Raw genomic sequence first — 26,071 nt, 5'->3', positions numbered from 1 at the left:
ATTTCAAAATTTAATTAAATAGAGATTAGTTTGAAATTGTAAGTAGTATATAAACAACTTCAAAAAATTCGCAAATAACTATAATTAATATACCATATATTAATATACCATTCTACATTCAAAATACTCAACACCCTTTTCTTTTAGTTTATTTATCAACTCATCTTCTTTATTTTCATTAACTAAAATTATGACGCACCCTCCTCCACCAGCTCCCGTTAATTTAGCCCCATAACCATAAGTTTTTCCAATCTCAACAACTTCATCCAATTTTGGCGTTGAAACCCCCAACCTTTTCAACAAATTGTGGTTTATGTACATTAACTCTCCAAAAATTTCTTTATCAAATGTAGTTTTTGAAGTATCAACGACTTTTTCAATTAATTTAAATATGTCGTCTCTATTTTTGTGGTTAGCGACCTCATTAACCAATTCAGCAGTTTTCTTTTTTCTCTCCTCACAATAACATATTAAAAACTTACAACTTTTGATGAAGTCTTTTAACCCTCCTTCTATTCTTCTGATAGTATTGTTTTCAATTTCTAAAAGTCCCTTATACGTTATTGTTGCTGTGTCTGTTACGCTTGCCTTTCCTTGGACTTCCTTCTCAACATGATAACCAATTGTGGCGATTTCATTGTCGTCCAAAGGACGCTCATAGAATGCCGATATGCCCTTTATTGTTGATATAGTTGTTGATGCAGAAGAGCCCAAACCACAACTTATCGGAATTTGGGAAGTTATGGTCAATTTAAATGGCTTTAAGTCCTTTAAATCTAAATTTTTATGTGAGAGTAAATAGAGAATGGTGTTCTTTATTGCACACAACACATACCTAAAGTCCCCGTATTCATTAACATTTAAGTTTAATATCTCCTCAATTGGAATTTTTAGGCTCTTTTTTAAATCTTTCAAATTGATGATTGTTGTATCACTTTCTTCTACTGTGCATGTTGTTTTTAAATCAATCGCCATCGATATTGCCCTATATCCATAAACCACAGCGTGCTCTCCAAATAAAATAACCTTTGCAGGACTCTCCACTACGACCATTTAATCACCTATGATGACCGTTCCCATAACATTCCCAATTAACGCATTGTATATATTACCCCTTTTGTTTCCATTGAAAATAATTGTTTTCACTCCCATCTTATATGCTTCCATAACCTTTAAATACATTCCACCAGTGACGTCTATCCCCTTAGAATCTTTTAGCATTTTTAAAACATCGTCTATGTTGCTTTTGTCAATCTTTTCAATAACATTCCCATTCTCATCCAAAACACCATCGACATCAGAGGCGTGTAAACTCAAATCAACATTTAACTTTTTGGTTAGATATGGCAAAATATGGTCTCCAGATAGGATTTTATAATTATCATCATCGTCCACAACAATATCTCCATGAACAACAGGAACTAAATCCCTTTTCAAAAGTTCTTTAATGGCACTTAAATCAAAAATTAAACTGTCCTTCTTAAAAACCACGAAGGAAGATGGCTGAATAGATACAGCAGGGATGTCATAAAAGTGGAGTGTATCAATAACTAAATTGTTGAATCTCCTCATTGCTTTTTGAATTTCCCAAAATCCCTTCTGCATATTGCAAAACTTCCCATCTCTTAGATACTTTTTTGCAACAGGATGTCCAAAAGAGCCACCACCATGAACAATTATTAAATTTAATTTTTCATTCTTTTCTTTATAGTATTCCATAGCATTCCTTATCTCTTCTCCAAACCTCTCTAAGTTGTCCCATTTAACTGAAAAAGGTGTATTCTTGTCAGATAAAATACTCCCTCCCAATTTTAAAATAATAAGCATATTCTCACCAAATTAACGTTAATTTAGTGCAAGGTCATAGCTTCAGACATTATTATATATACGGCAAAACTTTGTTTTGCCATTTATTTTTTAAAAGGACGATAAATCAATTGTAAAATTCCAAATAAAGGTTAATTACTTCATATAATTTAATGAAGAAGTAAAGGCAAACAACTATACTGTTTCTTTACATTCAAAAATCAAATTTTGTTGAGATAGGTAATCCCTTAGAAAATTCAATAACGCTAATATTGTGAATATTTTTGTCCAAGACTATAATTTTAATTAAGAGATTTTTATCGCTTTTTGTATTCTATTTTTTTAGCTTGATATTTAAGTTTTTTAATTATGCACCATACTGTTGGTAATTCATTAAAATTTCAACTTCCTATTTTTATACCAATCAAAAAATTCATACCTCAATTCCCATTACGTATTTAAATATTTATGAATGTTAATTGATTTTTTCATCTTTTTAATGATATTGCTTTGTTAATAATAAATTGGCATGAATTAACTTCATCGCCTTCTTAATATTGTAAAGCAATTAAAAAACACAAAACCTAATAACATTTAAAGAATTTTGATATAATTACATATTTATATGTTTGATGAGAACTACGGTTATGTTGTAAATAGATCCTTAAGTGAAATGATAATTAAAAATTTATGGTGGTAGAATGAGGTTTTTTAATAGAGAAAGAGAGATTAATGAAGTTTTGCATATTTTGAGTAGGGAGCCTGACGATATTTATTTTGTTTATGGTCCTATGAATTCTGGTAAAACAACTTTAATAAAGCATATTGTAGAAGATAAGCTTGGTTATGAGTATAAAGTATTTTATATTAATTTTAGGACTTATTTAATTTCAGAGAAGAGGGAGTTTATTGAGGCGATTTTTACTACAAAAAAGGGTGATTTGTTTGATAAGATAAAGGACAAGAATGAGGTTTTAAGGTTGATAACTAAGGGGGCTAAAGTTTTGACTGGAGTTCCCATTCCTGAAGTTGAATTTGATAAGTTATTTGATGAGAAGATAAATGATGCTTTTCAGTATTTGAATAATATGTTATTAACAGTTAAAAAGAATGGGAAAAAACCAATTTTAATATTGGATGAATTACAAATGATTAAAGATGTTGTTTTAAATGGGCAAAAATATTTATTAAAAGAATTGTTCCAATTTTTAGTTTCTTTAACAAAAGAACAACACTTATGTCATGTTTTTTGTCTAAGTTCTGATAGTTTGTTTATTGAGTATGTTTATAACACTGGAGATTTGGAAGGAAGGGTTAAATATCTATTAGTGGATGATTTTGATAAAGAAACTGCCTTAAAGTTTATGGATTTTTTATCGGAAGATATTTTAGGAAAGAAACTTCCTGATGAAGATAAGAAGTTAATATATTCTTATGTTGGTGGAAAATCAAAGGACATAAAATATGTTGTTGAAGAGAGTAGTTTTAAGAATTTAAATGAAGTTTTAGAGTATATGCTTAAAGATAAAACTTCTAAACTTAAAAAATTATTGGTTATGGTAAAAAATAATAGGTTTGAAAGGATTGATTATGAAAAGGTAGTAAATGCTTTGAGATTATTCAAAGAAAACTATGAGATTAATGAATATCAAATAGATGAGGATACAAAAGAATTTTTAATTGAAAGAAATGTTTTATTTTTAAATCCAATTGAGGAAAGTTTAAAACCACAGAGTTTTTTAATTTGGAATGCCATAAAGAGAGTATTATGAAGTTCAAAAAGAATTTCCTTAGCAAGAATTAATAGGTCAGATTTTTTATGACCCGTTATTTTTTATTTTTATCTCAAAACTTAAAATTTACCTTATTATATTTAAATTTTTAATTGTGCACCATTCTATATAAATAAATAACTTAAATAACTATTAAATAAATCGAAGGAAGAAAATTTTAAATAATGATGCTATATTTTATTCTTATTTTGGCATACCTTTAATTCACAATTTTTGGGGGTGAGGGAATGGTAAAGTTGGAGGCAATAAAAATCTTAGATAGGGATGGAGAAGTCATGTTCAGATGCCCAAGATGTGGAAAACTCTTTAGAAAAAGCAAAGATTACACAAAGCACGTGAATAAAGCTCACAGACACTTATTTGCAAAAGAAAATTAAGGAATTATTAAATTATTAAGGTTAAAAAAATCTACATTAAAATTATAAAAAGAAGTAAATAAAATAATAAAAACACAAAAACAACAATATCAATGGCTTTTAAAGCTTTGTATGATTTTTTAATGGTTATTTTCCCATTTCCCAACTTATAATGGTCTATTTTTTCCAATGTTATATTTAAGGCGTTTGCAAGTGTTGCCATTGTATAGCCAGAGTTTGGAGATGGCGTTTTATTCCCCTCCTTTAAAAAACCGTATATTGCCTTTTTTATGTCCCCATTATACAATGGAGCTGTTAAAATAAGCAAAATTCCAGCGAGTCGAGAAGGTATTAGATTAGCTAAATCATCCAATCTTGCAGCAACTTTTCCGTAGTAGCTGTATTTGCTGTTTTTATAGCCCATCATCGCATCCATGGTGTTTATTGCTCTATATACAAATGCCCCCGGCAAACCAAAAATAACTGCATAAAATAGAGGGGCGATAATGCTATCAGTTATATTTTCAGATGCACTCTCAATTGCAGCAGATAAAACATGCTCTTCATCCAATTTTGATGCATCCCTACTAACTATACACTGGACATATTTTCTTGCATTTTCTAAATCCCCATCTTTTAAATAATCTATTGGCTTTTTTGAAAATTCTAAGAGAGACCTATACCCAATGGTCGTTGATAAAATAACAGCATAAACAAAGTCTTTCAATATCTCATTTTCTATGGAATTTATTATCTTTTCAATAAGTATTGATATAACAAAAACAACAAAAATAACTGTAAAAACTACTAAGCTCCCAAAAACAAAATCTCTAAACTTATTTTTTGAATTTGAAGATGGAAAAGTTTTTTCAAGAAATGCTATTAACTTCCCTATCAAAACAGTTGGATGTATCTTTTCGGGAGGTTCTCCAAAAATCCTATCAATAACAACTACTAAAAATAAGATTAGAGGATTTAGCATAATTTCCCTCATTAAAAGAGAGTTTATTTTTAGAGTTTCCCGAGGGCTTCCAAGAATTTTTTAGTTTTTTCTTTTTTAACTTTGGAGTATTTTTCAATTTTGGAAATATCAACGTCTTTATCCTTTAAAATGTCTTTTATGCTTTCTATTGGAGCAATCTTTTTAAGGAGGTCTTCAACGTTTTTCTTTTTGAATTTGAATTCCTCCACTTTATCCCAATCATAAACCAAATATAGAACCAACCCACCAAGGTCTTTTAAAGGAATGTTGTATTTTGGTAATTCCTTCTCAAGTAAAAACTTCAAATCAAGTACCTTTGGGACGTCAATACCACTAACTTTCATCCATTTTAAATGGGCTTTTGAAGGTGTGGTCATTATTGATGGGAATAAATTTGAACGGGTTCTTTCATCAGGTGATTTATGCAAATAATACATAAATATATCCCTTGAAAGTTGCTCAGTTAAAATTTCGGTAGCAACTTTTTTGGATATTTCCTTTTCAGTATCTAATGCAATTTTAAGATCTTCTATTGGTCTTCCATTTCTGTATAATCCCTCTTTTTCTAATTTTTCTATGGTTTCCAATTCTCTAACTTTTTTCTCATCCAATACTCTCATGTCAAAAATCCCACCTTCATAGTCCTCCTCTTCTTCAACACCAACTATCTTTTTGTAGGTTTCGAGCATCTTTTTTTGTTCACCTGTTAGTAATTCATTAAGCTTATCCCTAATAACCTTCTCAATATCATCTTTATATGCATTTAAATACCCAACAGCTAAAACCCTCCTAACGTACTGGTCATCGATGAGTTTATTTTTTGAGTAGTTCCTCTTCATTGATGTTATTATTGCGTCTTTGTAGTGTTTTTTTATGTAATCTTCATAGTTTTCATCTTCTATCTTTATTCTTTTGAATTCTCTCTTCCCATCTTTAAAAACAATCAATGATAATGTTATTGAAGTGACTACACCTTTTCCTTGGGATTGTAATATATTTAACATTTCTTTATATGCGTTGATTAAGTATGGTGAGAGTCCCGTAATTGAGATTTTGTAGGAACCATCATAAGGTAGGTGTTGTATTATTTTTTTGTTACCAATATCCTCCAATAGATGTCCCAATGCTATTTTATGAGATACGACAGAATGCCTTATTCTCTCAAGAACTCCCTTCTTTTCATTAGCTATTCTTCTCAAATAGGAAGTATAATTCATAATTTCGTACAATTCATCACTATCAAATCCCTTCAATTTTCCTACATTTGTATATGGTGTATCAAATCCAAGTAACTCCATTTTTTCTTTTAATTCTTCTAAAATCTTTAAATTTTCCTCCAATTTTTTAGCATACTCTTCAATTACACTATCCTCTAACTTTTTTTTCAATAATTCTTCTATCTCAAATTTCAATCTTTTTAGGTTGTCTAAAAATTCATTGCTTTCCCTTATTAGTTCACTACTTTCCATAACAATCACAAAAGTTGTTAGATAATGGTATTTTTTAAAACAGTGACAATAAAAAAGCGGATCAGATTTAACTATTTAAATTTTCTTAAGAACTATAAATTAATGAATATTCAATCAAATAAATAATATTGTTAAAAATTTAAAAATCATTCGGCCACTTTTATAGTGTCTTTGACATACATTTTACAGATTACTCCATTCTCGGGATTTACATATTTTGGATATGAAATTTTTCCTCTAAGTTTTCCATGGATAATGTCATTAAATAACTCATACACATTTTTATATTTTCTGGTTGTGTATGCATATAACTTACAATCCCTAATAAAATATTTATCATATTTTCTTATAAACCTTTCAACCCTCTCTTTTTTAAAGATTGATGGGCCCTCTCTAAGCCTAACGTTTGGCAATTCATAAACCAAAAATTCCCATGATAAATAGCAAAACTCCTCATCGGCATGAACATCACACCTTAGAATAACAAACTCATTCTCCTCAATGATTTTATTTATACTCCTTTGAAGTTTTTCCATTTGTGGATATATAATATCGTCAACAATATCCTTATCCCTCTTTATCTTTAAAGTCAATAAGGCCCCATGTTCTCTATCTTCCAACTTTTGGTCAACGTGTTTATAGTAATCATAAAAGAATCCCTTCGAGGGGTTTTTTAAGAATAATGATGCATAGAATACAAATTTACAGAAGTTATCCTTACTCAAAGCAGCAGCAACGTTTCTATTTATATCTACTGGGTCATAAACAATTAGAGGGGCGTCAAATTTTCTGAATTTATAGTTTTTGTCTAAATTATAAATTTTGTATATATCTTCTAAGATTATCTTCTCCCCTATCTTCCAATCTTTTGCATTCTTTAAGACCTCGATAAAACCACCATAATGAATAACCAACAATTCACACAAATATCCAGAGAATCCCTTAGTTTTTAAGTCAGAACCGTAAATTCCAATACTCTTTAAAAATTTCTTGAATAATCTAACCTCATCACACAATCTTTCATTTTTTTCCAACTTCCTTTTTACAAATTCATTATGCAAAGGGGTCCTATCCACTGCAGAGATGATTTTTTCTCCCCAGTCTATCCTATAGCATGGGACAATGTCAAGGGAGTACTTGTCTATTACAGCAGAGGTGTAGGGGTGTTCTGCATACTCTGTCCAATATTCCCCACCCAATTCCTCTACAACCTTTTTTCCAACTTCTAAGCCAATTTCCTCTAAAACTTCTCTCTCCGTGTTTTTATCAAATACCAAAAAGATGTCAATATCATAGTTGTTCCTTAAATGTGTGTTTCTTGCCGTTGAACCAACTTGAACAACATCAATGATTACAGAGTATTTTGGATTCTGCTTGATAATCTCGTTAATTTTATTTATGATTTTACTTGACATTTCTTTTAGTTCTCTCTGCTCTTCTTCCGTTGGTTTTATGTCATCTAAGACCTCTTCTAAAATTTCATCAATGTTCATTCTTAGACCACCTACGCTTCATTATTGTTAATAGCTCTAAATTGTAAATACCTTTTTCTGAAATGAGTGCAAAAATTTTGTTTTTAATTTTATTAAAGTTTTGTTCTATGGATAGCAGCGCCTCTTAGTTTTTAATTTTTAATGTCGCTATTAATTTTTCTAATTTTATTTTCTTGCGTTTATAAAGGGGTTGGTGAATTTTGGTATTAGAAAATTGGGAAAAAGTATTACTAATTTTTTCAAATTAAACAAATTAAAATTGAGATTTTTGGAATATTTTAGTTGTTTATTGTTATTTATATTGCTTTAAGTTTGGATTGGCTTTAAATTGTGTAAAATCTCTACTAATTATTGATATTTATTGTCATGGTTGTGCATTGAATTTAAGAATAACTTGCACAATCTTTCTTGCTTTTATATAGGGTTTCAATAATCATGAGTAAGAAAAATAGGGTTAAAAAAGAAGATTTATATGGGGAATTTGGGCACAAAATAAGGATGAAGTTGAAGGGTTTGAATTGCCGTTTGAAACTGTTGTGTTTTATATGTGCATTTGTGATTACTAGTGATCAATAATGTATTAGAAAACTATATATACGATAATATGCATAACTGCTAATTGTGTTTAATCTTGTAAGTCTGTACGATTTCGGTTGGGAGTTTTTTATACTCCTGCCCAGATGCGGGAGTAAAATGGAGTCCCAAGAGGGCAGGGTTAAAACCATTGCATAGGCGGAGTTGGGGTTCTCCCGGAGCGAAGCGACGGGAACTTAAAAACCGTTAGGTTTTTATGTCCGTGGCTGGGGTGGAGGTCGATGATTTACTCTCCAATGAACCCAGAGGAGAGTTGAGGCCGATGTCACCCAAATATTATGGCAAAACTCTTCTACGAGTATAAAAATTCACTTACACTCACATCGGGAAGACCCCAATCCATTAAAACAAGTATAGAAATAGAATTTAACCAGAGATAAAATCACTTTGATATATGCTCTTCGACACAATCTATTAGCTCTTTTAAGTTGATATTTTTCACGACATCAGCAATAGGTAAATTTAACTTAGAACTTAGATGTTCTATTGTTCTTTTTGTCTCCTCATGTCCTAAATTTTTGCTGTTGAATGTAATTCCTATAACCTCTTTATCGCTTAGGAGTTCTATGATTTTGATATTCTTTTTTATTAGTTCTATATTGGTTTCTTTTGTAGCCAATATCACAAAATCTGGCTTTGAGCCCATTAAAATTGCCGTGCTTATAACTCCCCCTCCCCTACCTGTTCCAACCTCCAAAGCATCAGCAAGGATTCCAGTCTGGCTTGAAACAATAATGACATCTTTATCCATTAGATCTACCTTTTTTACTGCACCGAATATTGTTGGAGCTACATGGCAGGCTTCTATAACTTGTGGAATAACCATTTCATCTGCTCCACACAACAATGCATGTGGGTCAGTCCCAACAACACCAACACTATAACCTCTTTTTTCCAATTCTTTTTTAAGAATAAAGGATGTCGTAAATTTTCCACACTGTCTCCCAGTCCCCATTATGGTTATTACTTTACTTTTTATGCCTTTTAGCCCTTCCTCTGCAAATTTTCTCAATTCTTTAAATCTCTGTGGGTTTGAAGTGTCAAAAACCTCAACTCCATAACTATAAGCCAAATCCATTAAACTTTTAACATCATTAACACGGTAGAGTCGTGCCATGTTGTATATATTTTTTCCTTTTTCAATTTCGCTTGCTATAGATTCGGCCCAAATTTTCAAATCTTCTTTGTATAAAATCTCTTTTGTCCAGATAAATGTATCGTAATTCCTCTCATCAATAATAATATTACTAAATTTCTTAAGTCCATCTGAAACTTTGTTTTCATGAGATATTTTTGCTCTCTCTATCACAATCTCCCTTTCCCAAATTTTTGATAGATGATCCTAATAATAATGTTTATTTGGTTATAATTTATTGGTTATAATCTTATTGTTAGATTATAGTCCCAGACATTAATAAGTGGAAAATTACGGTGATTTATAATATTCAAAATCAAATTTTGTTGAAATAAATAAACTTTTATAGAAAATTTTGATGATGTTAATGTTCCAAATATTTTTGTTCGGAGGGCTGTATATTTACACATTACAAAAAGATTTCAGAATATTTATGTGGGTATATATAGCTTTTGCTTATTTTATACGCTAATTGATCAAATATGATTAATTTAGTTTCAAGTAATTTACTAAACCATAGTTCTCATCAAACATATAAATATGTAATTATATCAAAATTCTTTAAATGTTATGGGTTTTGTGTTTTTTATAGTCAGTGACAAAAGGTATTAAAATTAATCAAGGTAAAAATGACTACCTTCCATTAGGAAGGTAGTCAAATATTCCTTATTTAATTCAGAAAGTTTTGTCACTGACTATAATTACTTTACACAATATTAAGAAGGTGATGAAGTTAATTCATACATATAAATATCTAAATATGAAGAATTCCGCACACGATTATATATTTAGCGACTATCGGATAGAGCTTAGCTCGCATAAGTTTTATTAAACCCCCAATTCTTTAAATTTCAGATTTTTCTGTGATGTTATCACCTCCAACTATTTTTTGTGAGGTTTATTGTATAGCCCATAACAATGAATTTAAATATTTATCAATTTGATGGAAACTACAGTTTTTTTATTGTAGTCATTTAATTATAGTTTGTTATGATGCTCGGAGATACTGTACTGCATTTGCTGCACAACTTTTGGTTAAAAACCCAAGAAATTTTACCCAATAGGTGAGAAATTGAACCTACAGTATATAAGAGTAAATACACTAAAGATAAATCCAGAAACATTAAAAAATAGGTTGGAAAATAAAGGGGTTATGCTGAAAGAGACATTTTTACCTTATGCTTTTGAAGTCTTGGAATCCCCTTTTTCAGTAGGGGCAACACCAGAGTATCTGTTTGGATATTACTTTGTTCAAAGCATATCTTCAATGATACCGCCAATAGTTTTAAATCCTTCAAAGGATGATTTAGTTTTGGATATGTGTGCTGCTCCGGGAGGGAAAACAACACATTTAGCTCAACTTATGAATAACGAAGGGGCAATCATTGCCGTTGAAATAAAAAGTAGTAGGATGAAGAGTTTAAAGGCAAATATAAATAGGATGGGTATAGCAAATGTCATTATGCTGAATATGAATGTACTGCATTTAAAAGAGAAGGATTTAAAGTTTGATAAAATATTGTTGGATGCCCCATGCAGTGGAAATGTAATAAAAGACAAAAGCAGAAGTGTAACAAAAGAAGATATAATATATTGCTCAAATAGGCAGAAAGAACTTATTGACGCGGGAATTGATTTATTAAAAGAAGGGGGAGTTTTGGTTTATAGCACGTGTTCCGCTGAAGAGGAGGAAAACGAGGGGGTTATAGAATATATATTAAACAAGAGGGATGATGTTGAACTTTTACCTATTGAAAATAATTTTAAAGGGATAAATGTTATTGAAGGAGGGATAGAAGGGACTTTAAGAGTAATCCCCCCAAACGAACCATTCTTCATTGCAAAACTTATGAAAATTAAGGATTAATTATGTTATTTTTTTGGACTTTTTGGTTTTCTTGGAGCAACCATCATTTCACCCCCGCAGGTTCTAATATACCCTAAATTCGTGGGTATATAAAGAAATATTCAAAAAATCCAGCATCCCTTTTTGAAGTTTGTTTTAAAAAGGTGGGGTAGAATGCCAAAAAAAGTTCACGACAAATTAAAAATAATGGAAGATATACTCATTCTTGGTAAAAAAGGGGAAGAACTAACGATATATAATATCACAAAGAAACTCAATCAAAATATTAAAAACCTAAAATGTGTTGATATTGAAAAGCATTATATCAAAGAACAAACTATAAGTGATGCAATAAATGAACTAAAAAAATTGAATTGTTTAGAGATTAAGTCCATTGAAAAAACAAAAACGGGAAAAGAAAAAAAGATTTATAAATTAACAGAAAATTCCGAAAAGATTTTTGAAATTTATAAGAAAGATTATTCAAAAATACATAAAATTCTAAAAATTATGAGGTCTGATGAAATTTCTGATGATGAATTGGACATTATTATTTTTATATTAAAAAGATTATTAAGGTGATGCTTTGAGCGAAGATGTGATTGTTATTGATGGTAGTTATTTGGAGGGAGGAGGACAAATTGTTAGGACTTCTATTGCACTATCTGCAATAACACAAAAACCAGTGAAGATAATAAACATTAGGAAAAAAAGAAAAAATAAAGGGCTCTCTTATCAACATATTGCATGCGTAAAAGCAGTTAAAAAATTATGTAATGCAGATGTTGATGGGCTCTATGTTGGTTCAGAGGAATTAACATTTTATCCAAACAAAATATCCCCAAAAAGTTTTAAACTTGATATTGGAACCGCTGGGAGCATATCTTTGGTTATTCAGACACTTTTACCTATCTCTGCAGTTATAAAAAAGCCAACAACCATAACAATAACTGGTGGAACTGATGTTAAGAATGCTCCACCAATTGACTATATGAAAAATGTGGTTTTGAAAGTTTTAAGCTGTGTGGGAGTTGATGCAAATATAGAGGTTTTAAAGAGGGGATTTTATCCAGAAGGTGGAGGAGTTGTAAAATTAACATTAAAACCTTCAAAAATAAAAGAGATTGAATTAATTGAGCATAGCGAGGATAAAAAAGTAGAAGGTATTGCCTACGCTCAGAATTTAACTGATGATATTCCAAAAAGAATGAGAAAATCCTGCTCAGAATTGTTAATGAAGAACGGTTACCTCCCAAACATAAAACTTGAAAACTCAAAGGGTATATCAACTGGGGCAGGGATAGTTTTGTGGTGTGATACTGTTGGGGAAAGTTGTTTAGGGGAGAAAGGTTTAAGGTCAGAAATCGTTGGTAAAATGGCTGCTGAAAGGTTATTGGAGGAACTTAAAAGTGGAATGGCTTTAGATAAATACATGGGAGACCAAATAATACCATTCTTAGCGATGGGAAAAGGTAGAGTTGGAGTTTCAAAAATAACCAACCATACTCGCACTAACATCTATGTTGTGGAAAATTTCTTTGACGTTAAATTTGAGATTGAGGAATATAATGAAAATGGTTGCAACGGTCACATAATTAAAACAGAGGGGTAACTATGTTTAAGTATTTTGAAACTACCGCTGATATGGGAATTATTGCAGAGGGGAAGACCTTAGAGGAGGCATTTTCCAATGCTGCAAAGGGATTATTTAATCTTATGGTTGATATAGAGAAGGTTGAAAAAAAAGAAAAAAGAACAATTGAAGTATCTGCAGATAATTTGTGTGATTTGTTGTGTGATTTTTTAACTGAGCTTTTAATTTTGCATGATAGTGAGTTTTTGGTTTTTTCTGAATTTGATGTAAAAATAGACAAAGAAGAGGAAACTTATCATTTAAAATGCACAGCATACGGGGAAGAATTTGATAAGGAAAAGCACGAACCAAAAGAGGAAGTTAAGGCAATAACTTACCACAAAATGGAGGTTAAACAAGAAGGGGATAAGTGGGTAGTTAAATTCATTGTTGATCTATGACGGGGTCTGTCCAACGTGAACAATCATAGACAAATGCCCACGTTGGACTTGGATGTCATCGGCCTCAGTTCCCTCTGGGTTCATCGGGAACATATCATCGGTCTCCATCCCTGTCACGGACATAAAAACCTAACGGTTTTTAAGTTCCCGTCGCTTCGCTCCGGGAGAACCCCAGCTCCGCCCATAGGTTTAACACTCAGTAAAGTCCGCCTCCTTAGGTCTCCAGTATCCACCTTCATCAGAGGCATCATCCTTATATTTACATGTATATAAACGCATATATAAAAATTTCGAAAACGAAAATACATTAATGTCCACATTCGTCAATGAAAAATTAAACAGTTTCAAACGGCTCTCCGCCCTAAAGGGTGGTGCTTTCTTAGCGACAACCAAATGGTAAAATTTATGCTTCCATGGATAATATGTATGCTTGATTTGCCCAGTAATCTAAAATTTCTTTTATACTACCTTTGTTCTTTTTCATCCTTGCCATTTGTTTTAATATTTTAACAGTATTTTTCATCTCCTCCTCGGTCATAAACGGGGCTTTTAAAAGCATTTCTATGGCTTTTTTATCGATTTCGTCCATAATATCTCCCCTATCCTATGCTGCATTATTTATTATTATTTCTAAAATTAGTATTATCATATATATACTTTTCTATTTATGTTATTACCAAAACATGTTTTTGATACAAATGGTAATAATAGCAACCATATTATTTAAAGTTTTCCTTATTTTATATAAAGATTTCTTTATTTATGATATTCATACTCAGAATAAGCCCTAAATTAATGAAAAAATAAAGTATAAAGTGACAAAAACAAAATAAAAATGATAATTTTAATGCTATTCGAGATTATAAAGGCACAGTAGTTTGCAAAATTTTTGATACTCATTTTATAACTATAAAGAAATTCAATATTTACCTTTTTGATTTGGAATAACGCTAAACAACATAAAAATTATAGCCAGTGACAAAACTTTTTAAAATTGACTAAGGAATATCTGATTGTCTCTCATTAGGGAGACAACCATTTTTACCTTAAATATTATTTTAATATCTTCTGTCATTGACTATATAACACCAGACTAAATTCCAAAAAAATTCAATAACAAACATCTAAACACTTTTGAGGTGCAGATGATGGAAGAACTACAAAACTTAGAGGGGATTCCCAAAAAAATATACGAGGAAATAAGCAAAGATGCAGAAATAAAATCTCTCCTCAAAATGTCCAACATAATGGCTGTTAAAAGGATGGGCTTTAATGACCATGGGAAAACTCATGCAAAAATCGTGGCAAATAACGCTATAAAAATGCTCAAAATTCTATACAAAAATGGTATTAAACCAAGTTTTGTAAGAGATTATAATGGAACTTTTGAAGATTCTTTGGTTATTGTCCTACTCTCCGCATATTTGCATGACATTGGGAATGCAGTACATAGATTAAACCATCATTTCCATTCCACATACTTGGCAAGGCCAATCTTAGAGAGAATCCTAAAAAAATACTACAAAAACCCAACTCCAATTATAACTGAAACTCTCCACGCTATTTATTCCCACAATGAAGGGATAATGGGGCAGACAATTGAGGCAGGGGTTGTTGCAGTTGCAGATGGGACAGATATGACAGAAGGTAGGTCAAGAGTGCCGATATGCAAAGGATGTTATGATATCCACTCAGTTTCAGCAGCAGCAATAAAAGAGGTTATTATAAAAGAAGGAACAAAAAAACCTATACATATTGAGGTTATATTATCAAATGAAGCAGGAATATTCCAAATCCAAGAAATCTTAGGAGAAAAGATAAAATGGAGTGGAATTAAGGACTATGTTTCAGTATATGCAAAGGTTATAAAAGAAAAGCCAGTTTTCGAAGAGATAACGCTATAATCTATTTATGTTGTAATTATTTATTTTGCCTTTATTTTATTTTTTGTTTTTTAAGTAGTTTTCCCAATCTTTCATGAATCTCTCTATTCCAATGTCTGTTAATGGGTGTTTAAACATTTTATCCATTACATCAAATGGTATTGTTGCAATATCTGCTCCAATTCTTGCTGCCTCTAAAACATGCATTGGGTGTCTCACTGATGCAACAATAACCTCTGTTTTTATGTCGTAGTTTCTGTAGATTTTAACAACATCCTCAATCAACTTCATTCCAACATGCCCAATGTCATCTAACCTACCGACGAATGGGGATACATAAGTTGCTCCTGCCTTTGCTGCTATTAACGCTTGTAATGGGGAGAAAACCAATGTAACGTTTGTTTTTATTCCTTCTTTTGATAAGACATTTACTGCTTTCATTCCCTCTTTTGTCATTGGTATTTTTATAACAACATTATCTGCCAAACTTGCGAGTTCTCTTGCCTCTTTAATCATACCTTCCGCATCTAAGGAAACAACCTCAGCACTAACAGGACCATCAACAATTTCACAGATTTCTTTTATGACAGTGTGGAAGTCCTTACCTTCTTTCGCTATTAATGTTGGGTTTGTGGTAACTCCATCAACCAAACCTAACTCAACAAACTTCTTTATTTGCTCAACGTTTGCAGTGTCTAAGAAAAACTTCATCCTCTCACCTGTTTACTTTTATATTCAATAGTATTTTTTAATTATTTTTGATGCAATATATAGTTGTGTGCGAAATATATACGGCAAAACCCTTTGGGTTTTGCCATTAATTTTTAAACTTAATTTATAAACTTATAAAATTTTAAGTGGTCATTATTCCCTTTTAAATTTTTAAAATTAAGTGTTTAATACCATAAATTTTATTGAAGTTATGTTCAATTTCTAACGCACACAACTATAATAGAAAACAAAATCCCCTATATAAAATTTAAAATTATAATTCATTCATTTGAAATTTTTTATATTTATAGAATATCCTGCAAGTTCCCTCATCAGAAACCATGCAACTTCCAACTGGGTTTAAAGGAGTGCATACAGTTCCAAACAATTTACAGTCAGTTGGAAATTTCTCTCCCCTCAATATTTTATCGCAGATGCAACCTTTTGGTATTTTTTCCTTTATTGGAGGGATGTCCTCTACTTCAAATATGTCGAATTTTTTGTATTCCTCCTTTAATCCCAAACCACCATTTTTAATGACTGGAAATCCTCTCCATGGAATATCTATTGGTTCAAAAACTTCATTCATAATTTTTTGGGCCATTACATTACCTTTCTCTCTCACTACTCTTTTATATTCGTTCTCTACCTTTGCTTCTCTATTTATTATCTGCTTTAAAATCATAATTATTGCCATTAAAACATCTATCGGCTCAAATCCAGCAACTACCATTGGGGCATTGTATTTTTTACATGGCTCGTAGTAGGGCTTTAGCCCGGTTATTGTTGAAACATGCCCAGGGCAGATAAACCCATCTAAATTAACATTCCCTTCATTTAACAAAAATTCCATTACAGGTGGGGTTTGCCTATGGCAGTTTAAGATATAAAAGTTTATGTTGTCATTTTTATTTTTGAGGCCAATAAGTTCTGCTGCTGTTGTTGGAGCAGTTGTTTCAAATCCAATAGCAACAAAAACAACTTTATTACCTTCTTTTTTTGCTATTTTCACTGCATCATTTATACCATAAACAATCCTAACATCATATCCCTCTGATTGTGCTTCCATTAATGATTTCTCACTTCCTGGAACCCTATACATATCCCCCAATGTTGCTATTGTGTAGCCATTTTCTGCCAAATATATTGCAGTATCTATCTCTTTCTGCGTTGTGACACAAACAGGACATCCAGGACCGGGGATTACGGTTATGTTATCTGGCAAAACTTCCCTAATTCCATACTTACAAATTGTGTGCTCATGAGAACCGCAAACGTGCATTATCTTAACATCATCCACTTTTTGAGAAAGTTTGTTTATTGTCTCTATTGCCTTCCTTATCATCTGCTTATCGTTGATATTTATCATCCTTTCACCAAATTTTATTTTATGGCTACAAAAACCTGAAAGAGGTTTTCCTCGTTCAACTTTTTCTAAAAGTTTCATTTTAAATTTTTAATAACCTCTAACATCCCCTCGATGGTGTATTCTTTTGGTGTTAAGGCATTAAATCCAAATTTATTTATTTCTTTCTTTGTTACCGGACCTATTGCAACGATATATTGGTTTTTCAATAGTTCTTTGAGTTCATTATCTGCATTTTTAAAGAAATTCCTTGCAGTTAAGCCACTTGTAAATGTGAGGATTATCCTTTTATTTTTTTTACTCTCTTCTTTTATTATTTCCTTCAACTTTTCCACTTTTTCCTTTATATCTTTTGGCTCCTCTGAAGTATAAACAAAAAACAAATCTGCATTTAAATTATTCTTCAAAACATCTCTTGTTGATGGTGTTGTTGGAATTAAAAACCTCTCATCTCCATTAATCATTTTTCTTAATTCCTCCAATAACCCTTCAGCAGTATATTCTTTTGGAACCACATCTGGATATTTTCCAAAATACTTCTCAAATGCCTTAGCAGTTTTAATCCCAATTGCACCAATTTTCTTATTTTTGACTTTTTCTTTTTCTTTGTCATCTATTATATCATACAACCCCTTTACACCGCTTGGGGATGTGAAAAGAATCCAGTCATATTTGTCAACGTCAATCTTAACGTCCTTTTTATAAACCAACTCTAATGTTGGGATTAAAATTGGCTCAAAACCATTATCCTCCAATAACTTAGCAAAATAACTTGCCCTTTCCCTTGGTCTCGTTATTACTACCTTCATTTTATCACATTCATATTGGGTAATTCTATGCTAAGCCCTCTATATTCGAGATATACATAAACCTTGTCTCCATAATCGATAACACTATAGTCAATTAAATTTGGGTTATGCTTTTTGACATTGTCAAGATATGTCCTAATTATCTTAGCATTAATATTTTTCTTTTTTCTAAAAACCCACACATATTTGATTTCATTATTTTCAATTAATCCACCGATAACGCTATCTTTTCTATAAACAACAATATCCTTAAAGCTTTGAGGTATTAACGTAATTAGATCATTTGATGTAGGTTTCTCCAATTGGACATTACCTTTTATTACACAGCCATTATAATAGGTATAGTTATCAATCCTAACATATTTTAATGTAGATGCAAGGGGCATCTTTATTCCAAAAGATTTTCCGTCGCTACTAATATAAATTCCGTTGATAAATATTAAAAGGTCTTTATAGATTCCGTGTAAGTTATTCATATTATCCTTATTTGCTATAATCATATTGTGGTCGAGGTATATAAATTCACCAAATGGGGCATTTTCAATAACTTCATCTACGGACTCTGCACCCCCAATATTTTCATATAAATACCATCCAGCAATAACTACTGGTAGAACATTTATTAATACGAAAAATAGAATAAATTTCCTCAAAATCCCACCTTATTCTTTATACGGCAAAACCCTTTGGGTTTTGCCAACAAATTTTAGCCACAAAAACATAAAAGTTTTTTGGTGATGATATGGATATCAACATTGAAAAATTGGAGAAACTCTTAGAAGTTGGAACCTACGCAGATATAAGAATAAATCATGGGGAAAGCAACCACATAATTTTAAAAGATGGGAAGATAGATGAGATTTCATCTGGAGCAGGAGGAGGAGTTGCAGTTAGGGTTTTATATAAAAATGCATGGGGATTTGCTACTTCAAATGTTATTGATTTGAAAGAAATTGAGAACCTAATAAATAAGGCATATAAGATGGCTAAGGTTTCTAATGAATATACGGATAAAGAGGTTATTTTAAAAGAAGTTAAAGCGGTTGTTGATAAAGTTAAACCAAAGGCAAAAATAAATCCAAAAGATGTTAATATTGATGAAAAAAAGGAATTTGTTTTATTGGCACATGAGAATATGTTTGGGGATAAGGTAGTTAGCACTTCTGTCTCTTACTCAGATGCTGTTGGATATTCATTATTTATGAACAGTGAGGGAACAAGAATAGAATCCGAAAGAATGAGGACAATAATGTATCTAACGGCAGTTGCAAAGGATGGAACTTTGCAGTATGCATCTGAGAGGGTTGGTGGGGATGGATTTGAGGTTATAAAAAATGCAAACATTGAAAACATTGCAAAATCTGCAAAAGAGAGGGCAATAAGATTACTTTATGCAAAACCATGCCCAAAAGGAAAATTTAAAGTTATTCTTGACCCAGAATTGACAGGGGTATTTATCCATGAAGCAGTAGGGCACGCATCAGAGGCAGATTTGGTTTTACAGAATGACAGCGTCTTTAAGGACAAGATAGGAGAAAAAGTTGGAAGTGAATATGTAACCGTCATAGATAGTCCAGAAGTTGAAGGCTTTGGTTCATATAAGTATGATGATGAAGGTGTGAAGGGGAGAGAAACAATAATAATTGAAAATGGTATATTAAAGAACTTCCTTCACACAAGAGAGACTGCAGGAAGGTTGAATATGGAAGTTACAGGAAATGCGAGGGCAGAAGGGTTGAATAGACCAATTGTAAGGATGAGTAACACATTTATAAAACCGGGAGATTGGGACTTTGAGGAGTTGTTGGAGGACACAAAAGATGGAATATTCTTAAAAGGTTCAAGAGGGGGTCAAGTTGATACTGGAAAAGGATTGTTCCAATTTAGTGCAGTTGAAGCATTCTTAATTGAAAATGGGGAATTAACAACCCCTTTAAAAGATGCTGGGTTAAGTGGGGAGATATTGAATATATTATATAACGTAGATGCTGTAACAAAAGAATTTAAGTTGAGTGTTGGTTATTGTGGCAAGAATGGACAGAGTGTTCCTGTTGGAGATGGAGGGGGAAGTATAAGGACTATCGCAATATTATCCTAACCAATTTTTAATTCTCTTTTCTTGCTTCTTACGAACGAAGTGAGTAAGTCGTAAAAATTCCGAAGGAATTTTGAGATTATAAATGAGTTTGTGTTATTTTAAGTTTGAATTGGTTTTGGATTATATGAAATAAGTTTAATCATTGAGATTTGTTGGCGTGGTTGTGCATTGGATTTAAAAAGAACTTGCACAATTTTTCTTACTCTTATAAAGGTTTCAATAATTGGGCAGTAAGAAAATTCGGGTTGAAAAAAAATTTATATAGGAGTTTGGGCATAAAATAAGGATGAAGTTATAGGGTTTGAATACCTCATCCATTAAAACAAGGATGGAAACAATAGTGCTAAGGTTATAGAGTAAAAACCAATTCAAACTGTTTGAATTACTCATCCATTAAAACAAGGATGGAAACGTGCAAAGTGGTAGAAAATCCCTTTTACCCGTAGATTTATAAATATAGTGTGCATTGAATTTAAAAAGAACTTATACAATTTTGAAGAAGTGGATATGTTGGTAAGACTGCTAATAATTATATTGAAATTTTTAAGTCTATAAATAAATGAACGGCATACATTTTTATATACTAATAGAGATATAAGATAAATTAAAAAAACTAAAAATTAAAAATAAAAGAAAAAGAAAATTTAAGATTCATTTGGGGTGGTTATATGATAACGTGGTATGGACATGCATGCTTTAAAGTTGATAATGTCCTTATAGATCCATTTGTTCCAAATCCTCTCTGTGATATTCCATTTGATGAGATTATGGAAGGTGTAGATGTAATAGCGGTAACTCATGGGCATGGAGATCATTTAGGTAATGCAGAGAAACTTTCAAAAGAATACAATGTTCCTGTTGTGGCAAATCATGAGATTAGCGTTTATTTACAAGAATTGGGGGTTTGTGCAGAAGGCATGAATATTGGGGGGACTATTGTTATAAACAATGCAAAATTGACCATGGTTAAAGCGGAACATTCTTCAGATATTGCCCCCAACATCAGTGGAGGAGTTGCAGGAGGATTTATTGTAAATGATAGGGTTTACCATGCGGGAGACACTGGAGTGTTTAGTGATATGGAGTTGATTGGGGAAATTTATTCACCAAGTATTGCACTATTACCAATTGGTGGAAGATACACGATGGATATAAAAGAGGCTTTAATAGCTATTGAGTTACTCTATCCTGAAGTTGTTATTCCAATGCACTACAATACATTCCCATTAATAAAAGCAGACCCTAACGAATTCAAAAAATTAGCAGAGGGCTTGGGAGTTGAAGTTATAATTCCAAAAATAGGAGAGCCGATAGATCTCTAAAGTTTGGTTCCTTACCATTTGTCTGACTTTAACATATCCTTTATAAATTCAATTAAATCTAATGCATCATCCATTTTTTCAAGTTCTTTCATGCTAATTACTGCCAAATTTTTGTAGTGTCTTTCTTTTTTCTCCAAAATTAATAGTGAATATCCATCTAAGAGTTTTGATATTTCTCTGACCAATATTGCTCTTCTTCTTATGTCTTCATTTTCCTGCTCTCCAATGTTTGTTAATAGAATGTTGTGTTTTTCTTCATGTTTTTCTGCAACAGCATCAAAAGGAGCTCTTAAAGTTGGTATTAAGTTGAAACCCAATTCATTCAATATATTTAGTGCCTGTTTTTTATATTCCTCAATGTTGATTTCTTCGTCTGGAGGAAATGGAGGTCCTCTTTTCTGACTTTCGTTATCTTTTTGGACATTTACTGGTTCAAATAAATCTATACCTTTTGCCAATGGGACATCTAAATATTCTTCAATTCTCATAGCAACTTCTACTGATGGATTTGCCTTATTTTGCTCATATTTGTATATGGTTTTTCTTGAGACCCCTGATGCCTCAGCCAACTCTCCAACAGATACATTTAACCTCTCTCTTGCTCTTTTTAATGCCTCGCCATCAATTTTTACGAAGAATCCACCCCTATGCGCATACACTACGGGTGGGCTACCTTTCAGGTATTCCTCAAAGGTCTCAAATGTAACTGCTTTTATGTTGTATCTATCGTACACTACACCATGCTCCATCATAGCATTTCTCGTTCTTATTCCAATTATTATTGGAACTGCGGATAAGATGTTTGCTATTTTCAAGAGTTCTTTTGACTGTTCTTCACTTAAACTGTCAATATTTTTTAATATTTTTATCAACAATCTTACATATCCTCTGTTAGCGATGATATCAAAGCATGCTCTTCCTAAAGGTTGTGAGACATTAAAATTATGACTTCTTAATAAGTTGATGCATTCGGCTAATAATATTTCTCTCATCACAGTGATCACCTCCCGTCTCACACTAATCTATCTCATATATATTTTTTATGGTTATTGGGTATATAAACTTTATTGCATTTTTATTTCAATAAAACAACAACAAAATAATATGAAAAAATCTGAAAATTGAAACTAAAATTGCGATAATTAAAGTTAAGCAAAGATATAATTGTTCTGCATTAAATGATAGCCATCACCAACTTAAAATTTAAATTAGATGTTTGTTAAGTAGTACCAAATTGAAAATTTAAGTTTAGTTAGTTATTTATATAGCCGTTCTACAAATTACAGCACTGACTATAATCTCAAATTTTAAATTTTAGGTAATTTAACAAAATTTTAATTTAAATTAGAGTTATGCTAACTGTCATCTAATTGTAGAACGACTATATAACACTCATTCGCATAAAAACTATAAAATATCATAACGTTTTTTAGGTTGATGACTATGATTACAACAGTAGTAGGAAGTTATCCTGTCATAACAAAAAAGCCAGAGACAATTGTTGAGAAGATCAAGAATTTTTTGGGAATGTTTGATGAATATAAATATGCCATAGAAAAGGCAGTTATAGACCAATTATCTGCTGGGATTGATATCGTTAGTGATGGGCAAGTTAGGGGAGATATGGTTGAAATATTTGTGAATAATATGTATGGATTTGAGGGGAAAAGAGTCATTGGAAAAATTGAATATACAAAGCCAATAATACTGAATGACATAAAATATACCTTAAAAATACTCTCAAAACATGGCAACGGTAAGGGTGTAAAAGGCATTATAACAGGGCCGTGCACAATTGCCTCTTCTGTTAGGGTTGAAGGTTATTATTCAGATAACAAAGATGAGAAATTGATATACGATATAGCAGTGGCTTTGAAAAAGGAGGTCATGGCAATCCAAGATTATGTAAAGATGATTCAAATTGATGAACCAATATTATCCACAAAACTCTATGATTTGGATGTTGCAAGAAAGGCAATAAACTTAATAACAAAGGATATCAAGGTTCCTGTTGCACTGCATGTTTGTGGGGATGTTGTGGATATATTTGAGGACTTAAATGAATTTAATGTTGATATTCTTGACCATGAATTTGCCTCAAATAGAAAAAATCTTGAAGTTCTTGAAATTATTGAGAAAAAAGTGGGGTTTGGTTGTGTAAATACAAAATCAAAAAAAGTTGAAGATGTTAATGAAATCAAAGCGTTAATAGAGGAAGGTATAGAAATTTTAAAGAATAACGACAACTTAAAAAATAAGGATGTTAAGGAATTTATGCTCATAGACCCAGATTGTGGTATGAGGCTGTTGCCAATAGACATCGCATACAATAAATTAAAAAATATGGTTGCTGCGAGTAAATTAATCGGTTAAAAATTTTTTAGATAGTCAAGTTCTTTTTCTCTGTTATAGAATTTCATTTTATCACCCTCTTTATTGCATTCCAAACTAAATAACTCTGCGGTTTTAAAGTTCCTTTTTGTGGATTTAAGAATAAAATATTCCTTTTAATCAAAAACTCTCTAATTTTTTTATTTATTATTGTATCTTCAACTTCATAATTTTCTTTAAATATTCTCAATACATCAACGATTTTTTTATAAAACTCCTCATCTTCTTCTTTAACATCTTCTAAGAAATACTTTAACTTTTGAATTTCATCTCTAAGCATATGCTCTAAGATTTCTCTCAAATCTTTAAACTTGCTTTCTTCAACAACATACTTTATATCCTTTGGCTTGCCTCCTACATAAGAGTAAATTAACTCTCTATCCCCATCAGATAGAGTTTTATTTAATTTTTCTTTGGTTAAAAAGTCAATAAATTTTAGAGTAGTTTCTTTATCAAAATCATCCACTAAAAGATATTTAGCCCTTCCTTCTAACTCTCCAATGTTATAAACATACTCAATAAACAAACTATCAGAACTTAGGCAAAGACAATAGGCTATATGTCTCTCTTTTGTTAAAGAGACTAAAAATTGAAATAAACTTTTTAATAATGGTTTTTCACCGTTCATAACAATATCTTTAATCATCTGCAACTCATCTAAAATGAATACTGGTTGAACTCCCTTCTTATTCAAACTTATAAATAAGTCCCTAATAAACTTAAAAACCAATCTTCCTTTTTCTTTTTCTCCAAATAATTTATTCAATATTGGTTCTGGGACTTTTATTCCATAATAAAGATTTATAATATCGTTCACACTTTTTGTAAAGCTCTCTATATATGATTTCATTGTCTTTTCTTCTGAGTTTTCATCAATTTCAAACAGCGCTTCGACAAAATTATCCATTGAAAATATATCATATTCTCTAAAATTAACATAAAAGACAGCATATTTTTTATTGAATTTTTTTAATTCATTGTTTATTATGTGATTTATTAAAGCGGTCTTTCCACTATTTAATGGGCCATAAATAAAATAAATATCATCCGACTCTTTACTCAAAATGTGTAAGATTTCATTGATTTCTTTCTCTCTATTAAAAAATTTCATTTTATCACCAAATTATTATTTAAAGGGGCATCATCGAGTGTAGCAAGGTGATTAATACATCTCTCAATTATGAATTCTTTTTAAAATACCCCTCCCCTCTCAACTAACTCCTTCAATGTAGGCCATTTTTTATCCTTCTCAGATAAGATTGGCTCATCAATAGGCCATTCGATGCCAATATCTCTATCATTCCAAATAACTCCTTCCTCATAGTCAGGAGCATAAACATTATCCACTTTATAAATCACTTCAGCAACATCACTTAAAACACAAAATCCATGTGCAAAACCCCTCGGAATATACAATTGATACTTGTTATACTCTGATAAAATAACTCCAACCCACTTTCCAAATGTCGGAGAATTCCTCCTCAAATCAACAGCAACATCAAATATGACTCCTCTAATGCACCTAACAATCTTTGCTTGAGCATAAGGTTTCCTCTGAAAATGTAACCCCCTCAAAACCCCATATCTTGATTTGGAATGGTTATCTTGAATAAACTCACCTTTAATCCCCACCTTTTCAAAATCTTCCTTTTTATAAGTTTCCATGAAAAAGCCTCTCTCATCCCCAAATACCTTAGGCTTTATTAAGATTACATCAGGTATCTTAGTTTTTATAAACTCAAATGGCATAGATATCACCTTTAAGATTTTATAATCTCCATAATTGCATAAATCTTTTTACGCTTAATCAAAACATAATTCTTACATTGCACCAACCCGCAAAGCCTTTATATAGGTAATCTTGAATGAACATGAGCGCAATTTATAGTCAAGTGCATTATAATTTAAACTAAAACTGCAATAAATTTTTAAGATGTTATATCCCCCATATCAAAATTTTAAACTCTAACTATTGCTATTCAA

The 26,071-nt window shown here is 31.3% G+C and carries 25 protein-coding genes; 10 read left to right on the top strand and 15 right to left on the bottom strand.

Translation table 11 applies throughout. From position 1 onward, the window contains the following. Positions 1-99 precede the first annotated feature (99 nt). Positions 100-1,053, bottom strand: coding sequence for a mevalonate kinase (gene mvk, locus METIG_RS01000; RefSeq protein WP_013798369.1), 954 nt, complete (start codon positions 1,051-1,053; stop codon positions 100-102). Continuing rightward, positions 1,054-1,827, bottom strand: a complete 774-nt coding sequence (locus METIG_RS00995) for an isopentenyl phosphate kinase (protein ID WP_013798368.1) — start codon at positions 1,825-1,827, stop codon at positions 1,054-1,056. 680 nt (positions 1,828-2,507) lie between these two features. Here METIG_RS00995 and METIG_RS00990 point away from each other — a divergent pair. Then, positions 2,508-3,578 carry an ATP-binding protein gene (locus METIG_RS00990; protein ID WP_013798367.1) on the top strand — a complete coding sequence of 357 codons (1,071 nt, stop codon included), beginning with the start codon at positions 2,508-2,510 and terminating at the stop codon, positions 3,576-3,578. Between the two features lie 248 nt (positions 3,579-3,826). Next, a complete protein-coding gene (locus METIG_RS00985) occupies positions 3,827-3,976 on the top strand; it encodes a nucleotide-binding protein (RefSeq protein ID WP_013798366.1) in 150 nt (49 codons plus the stop codon). Positions 3,977-4,007: 31 nt separating this feature from the next. On the opposite strand, the gene cbiB is transcribed toward METIG_RS00985, so the two are convergent. The 4 genes from cbiB to METIG_RS00965 all read right to left on the bottom strand — a co-directional run bounded on the left by cbiB (position 4,008) and on the right by METIG_RS00965 (position 9,802). Further along, positions 4,008-4,937, bottom strand: coding sequence for an adenosylcobinamide-phosphate synthase CbiB (cbiB, locus tag METIG_RS00980; protein ID WP_013798365.1), 930 nt, complete (start codon positions 4,935-4,937; stop codon positions 4,008-4,010). A gap of 29 nt (positions 4,938-4,966) precedes the next feature. Continuing rightward, complete coding sequence (locus tag METIG_RS00975) at positions 4,967-6,406, bottom strand: DUF530 family protein (protein WP_013798364.1); 1,440 nt, start codon at positions 6,404-6,406, stop codon at positions 4,967-4,969. A 146-nt stretch (positions 6,407-6,552) separates the two neighbouring features. Continuing rightward, on the bottom strand, positions 6,553-7,899 hold the full coding sequence (gene cca, locus METIG_RS00970) for a CCA tRNA nucleotidyltransferase (RefSeq protein ID WP_013798363.1): 1,347 nt from the start codon (positions 7,897-7,899) through the stop codon (positions 6,553-6,555). 976 nt (positions 7,900-8,875) lie between these two features. Further along, complete coding sequence (locus METIG_RS00965; protein ID WP_013798362.1) at positions 8,876-9,802, bottom strand: DUF1611 domain-containing protein; 927 nt, start codon at positions 9,800-9,802, stop codon at positions 8,876-8,878. An 898-nt stretch (positions 9,803-10,700) separates the two neighbouring features. Between METIG_RS00965 and METIG_RS00960 the strand changes: the two genes are divergently transcribed. The 4 genes from METIG_RS00960 (at position 10,701) to METIG_RS00945 (ending at position 13,508) form a co-directional block, all read left to right on the top strand. Next, a complete protein-coding gene (locus METIG_RS00960) occupies positions 10,701-11,495 on the top strand; it encodes an NOL1/NOP2/sun family putative RNA methylase (protein ID WP_013798361.1) in 795 nt (264 codons plus the stop codon). A gap of 153 nt (positions 11,496-11,648) precedes the next feature. Further along, positions 11,649-12,056 (top strand): hypothetical protein, encoded by a 408-nt coding sequence (locus METIG_RS00955; RefSeq protein ID WP_013798360.1) that lies wholly within the window; start codon positions 11,649-11,651, stop codon positions 12,054-12,056. A gap of 4 nt (positions 12,057-12,060) precedes the next feature. Beyond that, positions 12,061-13,086 carry an RNA 3'-terminal phosphate cyclase gene (rtcA, locus tag METIG_RS00950; protein ID WP_083809476.1) on the top strand — a complete coding sequence of 342 codons (1,026 nt, stop codon included), beginning with the start codon at positions 12,061-12,063 and terminating at the stop codon, positions 13,084-13,086. Positions 13,087-13,088: 2 nt separating this feature from the next. After that, a complete protein-coding gene (locus METIG_RS00945) occupies positions 13,089-13,508 on the top strand; it encodes an archease (RefSeq protein WP_013798358.1) in 420 nt (139 codons plus the stop codon). Between the two features lie 113 nt (positions 13,509-13,621). Here METIG_RS00945 and METIG_RS09675 read toward each other — a convergent pair whose 3' ends face one another. Then, positions 13,622-13,747: a hypothetical protein gene (locus METIG_RS09675; RefSeq protein ID WP_281033948.1), complete on the bottom strand. Its 126-nt coding sequence runs from the start codon at positions 13,745-13,747 to the stop codon at positions 13,622-13,624. Between the two features lie 164 nt (positions 13,748-13,911). Continuing rightward, positions 13,912-14,097, bottom strand: a complete 186-nt coding sequence (locus METIG_RS00940) for a hypothetical protein (RefSeq protein WP_013798356.1) — start codon at positions 14,095-14,097, stop codon at positions 13,912-13,914. Positions 14,098-14,656: 559 nt separating this feature from the next. On the opposite strand from METIG_RS00940, the gene METIG_RS00935 reads away from it, so the two are divergent. Further along, complete coding sequence (locus METIG_RS00935) at positions 14,657-15,412, top strand: HD domain-containing protein (RefSeq protein ID WP_013798355.1); 756 nt, start codon at positions 14,657-14,659, stop codon at positions 15,410-15,412. Positions 15,413-15,448: 36 nt separating this feature from the next. Here the strand turns inward: METIG_RS00935 and fsa are convergent, their stop codons facing one another. The 4 genes from fsa to METIG_RS00915 all read right to left on the bottom strand — a co-directional run bounded on the left by fsa (position 15,449) and on the right by METIG_RS00915 (position 18,930). Then, complete coding sequence (fsa, locus tag METIG_RS00930; RefSeq protein ID WP_013798354.1) at positions 15,449-16,102, bottom strand: fructose-6-phosphate aldolase; 654 nt, start codon at positions 16,100-16,102, stop codon at positions 15,449-15,451. 274 nt (positions 16,103-16,376) lie between these two features. Further along, a complete protein-coding gene (gene hypD / locus METIG_RS00925; protein ID WP_048055631.1) occupies positions 16,377-17,471 on the bottom strand; it encodes a hydrogenase formation protein HypD in 1,095 nt (364 codons plus the stop codon). A 74-nt stretch (positions 17,472-17,545) separates the two neighbouring features. Continuing rightward, positions 17,546-18,277 carry a uroporphyrinogen-III synthase gene (locus METIG_RS00920; RefSeq protein ID WP_013798352.1) on the bottom strand — a complete coding sequence of 244 codons (732 nt, stop codon included), beginning with the start codon at positions 18,275-18,277 and terminating at the stop codon, positions 17,546-17,548. Further along, on the bottom strand, positions 18,274-18,930 hold the full coding sequence (locus METIG_RS00915; RefSeq protein ID WP_013798351.1) for a hypothetical protein: 657 nt from the start codon (positions 18,928-18,930) through the stop codon (positions 18,274-18,276). The genes METIG_RS00920 and METIG_RS00915 overlap by 4 nt, the downstream gene beginning before the upstream one ends. A gap of 89 nt (positions 18,931-19,019) precedes the next feature. Here METIG_RS00915 and METIG_RS00910 point away from each other — a divergent pair, with 89 nt between their 5' ends. After that, positions 19,020-20,375 (top strand): TldD/PmbA family protein, encoded by a 1,356-nt coding sequence (locus METIG_RS00910; RefSeq protein WP_013798350.1) that lies wholly within the window; start codon positions 19,020-19,022, stop codon positions 20,373-20,375. A 668-nt stretch (positions 20,376-21,043) separates the two neighbouring features. Then, positions 21,044-21,697, top strand: a complete 654-nt coding sequence (locus METIG_RS00905; RefSeq protein ID WP_013798349.1) for a metal-dependent hydrolase — start codon at positions 21,044-21,046, stop codon at positions 21,695-21,697. Positions 21,698-21,708: 11 nt separating this feature from the next. Here METIG_RS00905 and METIG_RS00900 read toward each other — a convergent pair whose 3' ends face one another. Further along, positions 21,709-22,689, bottom strand: coding sequence for a transcriptional regulator (locus METIG_RS00900; RefSeq protein ID WP_048055630.1), 981 nt, complete (start codon positions 22,687-22,689; stop codon positions 21,709-21,711). A 451-nt stretch (positions 22,690-23,140) separates the two neighbouring features. Between METIG_RS00900 and METIG_RS00895 the strand changes: the two genes are divergently transcribed. Next, the gene (locus tag METIG_RS00895) at positions 23,141-24,070 is read left to right on the top strand and encodes a methionine synthase (RefSeq protein WP_013798347.1); all 930 of its coding nucleotides are present in this window, start codon (positions 23,141-23,143) and stop codon (positions 24,068-24,070) included. Between the two features lie 43 nt (positions 24,071-24,113). On the opposite strand, the gene METIG_RS00890 is transcribed toward METIG_RS00895, so the two are convergent. Together METIG_RS00890 and rfbC are read right to left on the bottom strand one after the other, a co-directional pair. Continuing rightward, positions 24,114-25,199 carry an ATP-binding protein gene (locus METIG_RS00890; protein WP_013798346.1) on the bottom strand — a complete coding sequence of 362 codons (1,086 nt, stop codon included), beginning with the start codon at positions 25,197-25,199 and terminating at the stop codon, positions 24,114-24,116. A gap of 80 nt (positions 25,200-25,279) precedes the next feature. Beyond that, positions 25,280-25,837, bottom strand: a complete 558-nt coding sequence (rfbC, locus tag METIG_RS00885) for a dTDP-4-dehydrorhamnose 3,5-epimerase (RefSeq protein WP_013798345.1) — start codon at positions 25,835-25,837, stop codon at positions 25,280-25,282. Between the last annotated feature and the right edge of the window lie 234 nt (positions 25,838-26,071).

Source organism: Methanotorris igneus Kol 5 (genome assembly GCF_000214415.1).
Classification (GTDB): domain Archaea; phylum AGJL01; class Methanococci; order Methanococcales; family Methanococcaceae; genus Methanotorris; species Methanotorris igneus.
The sequence above is the reverse complement of the archived record's forward strand: the minus strand, read 5'-3'. Positions and strand labels throughout refer to the sequence as shown.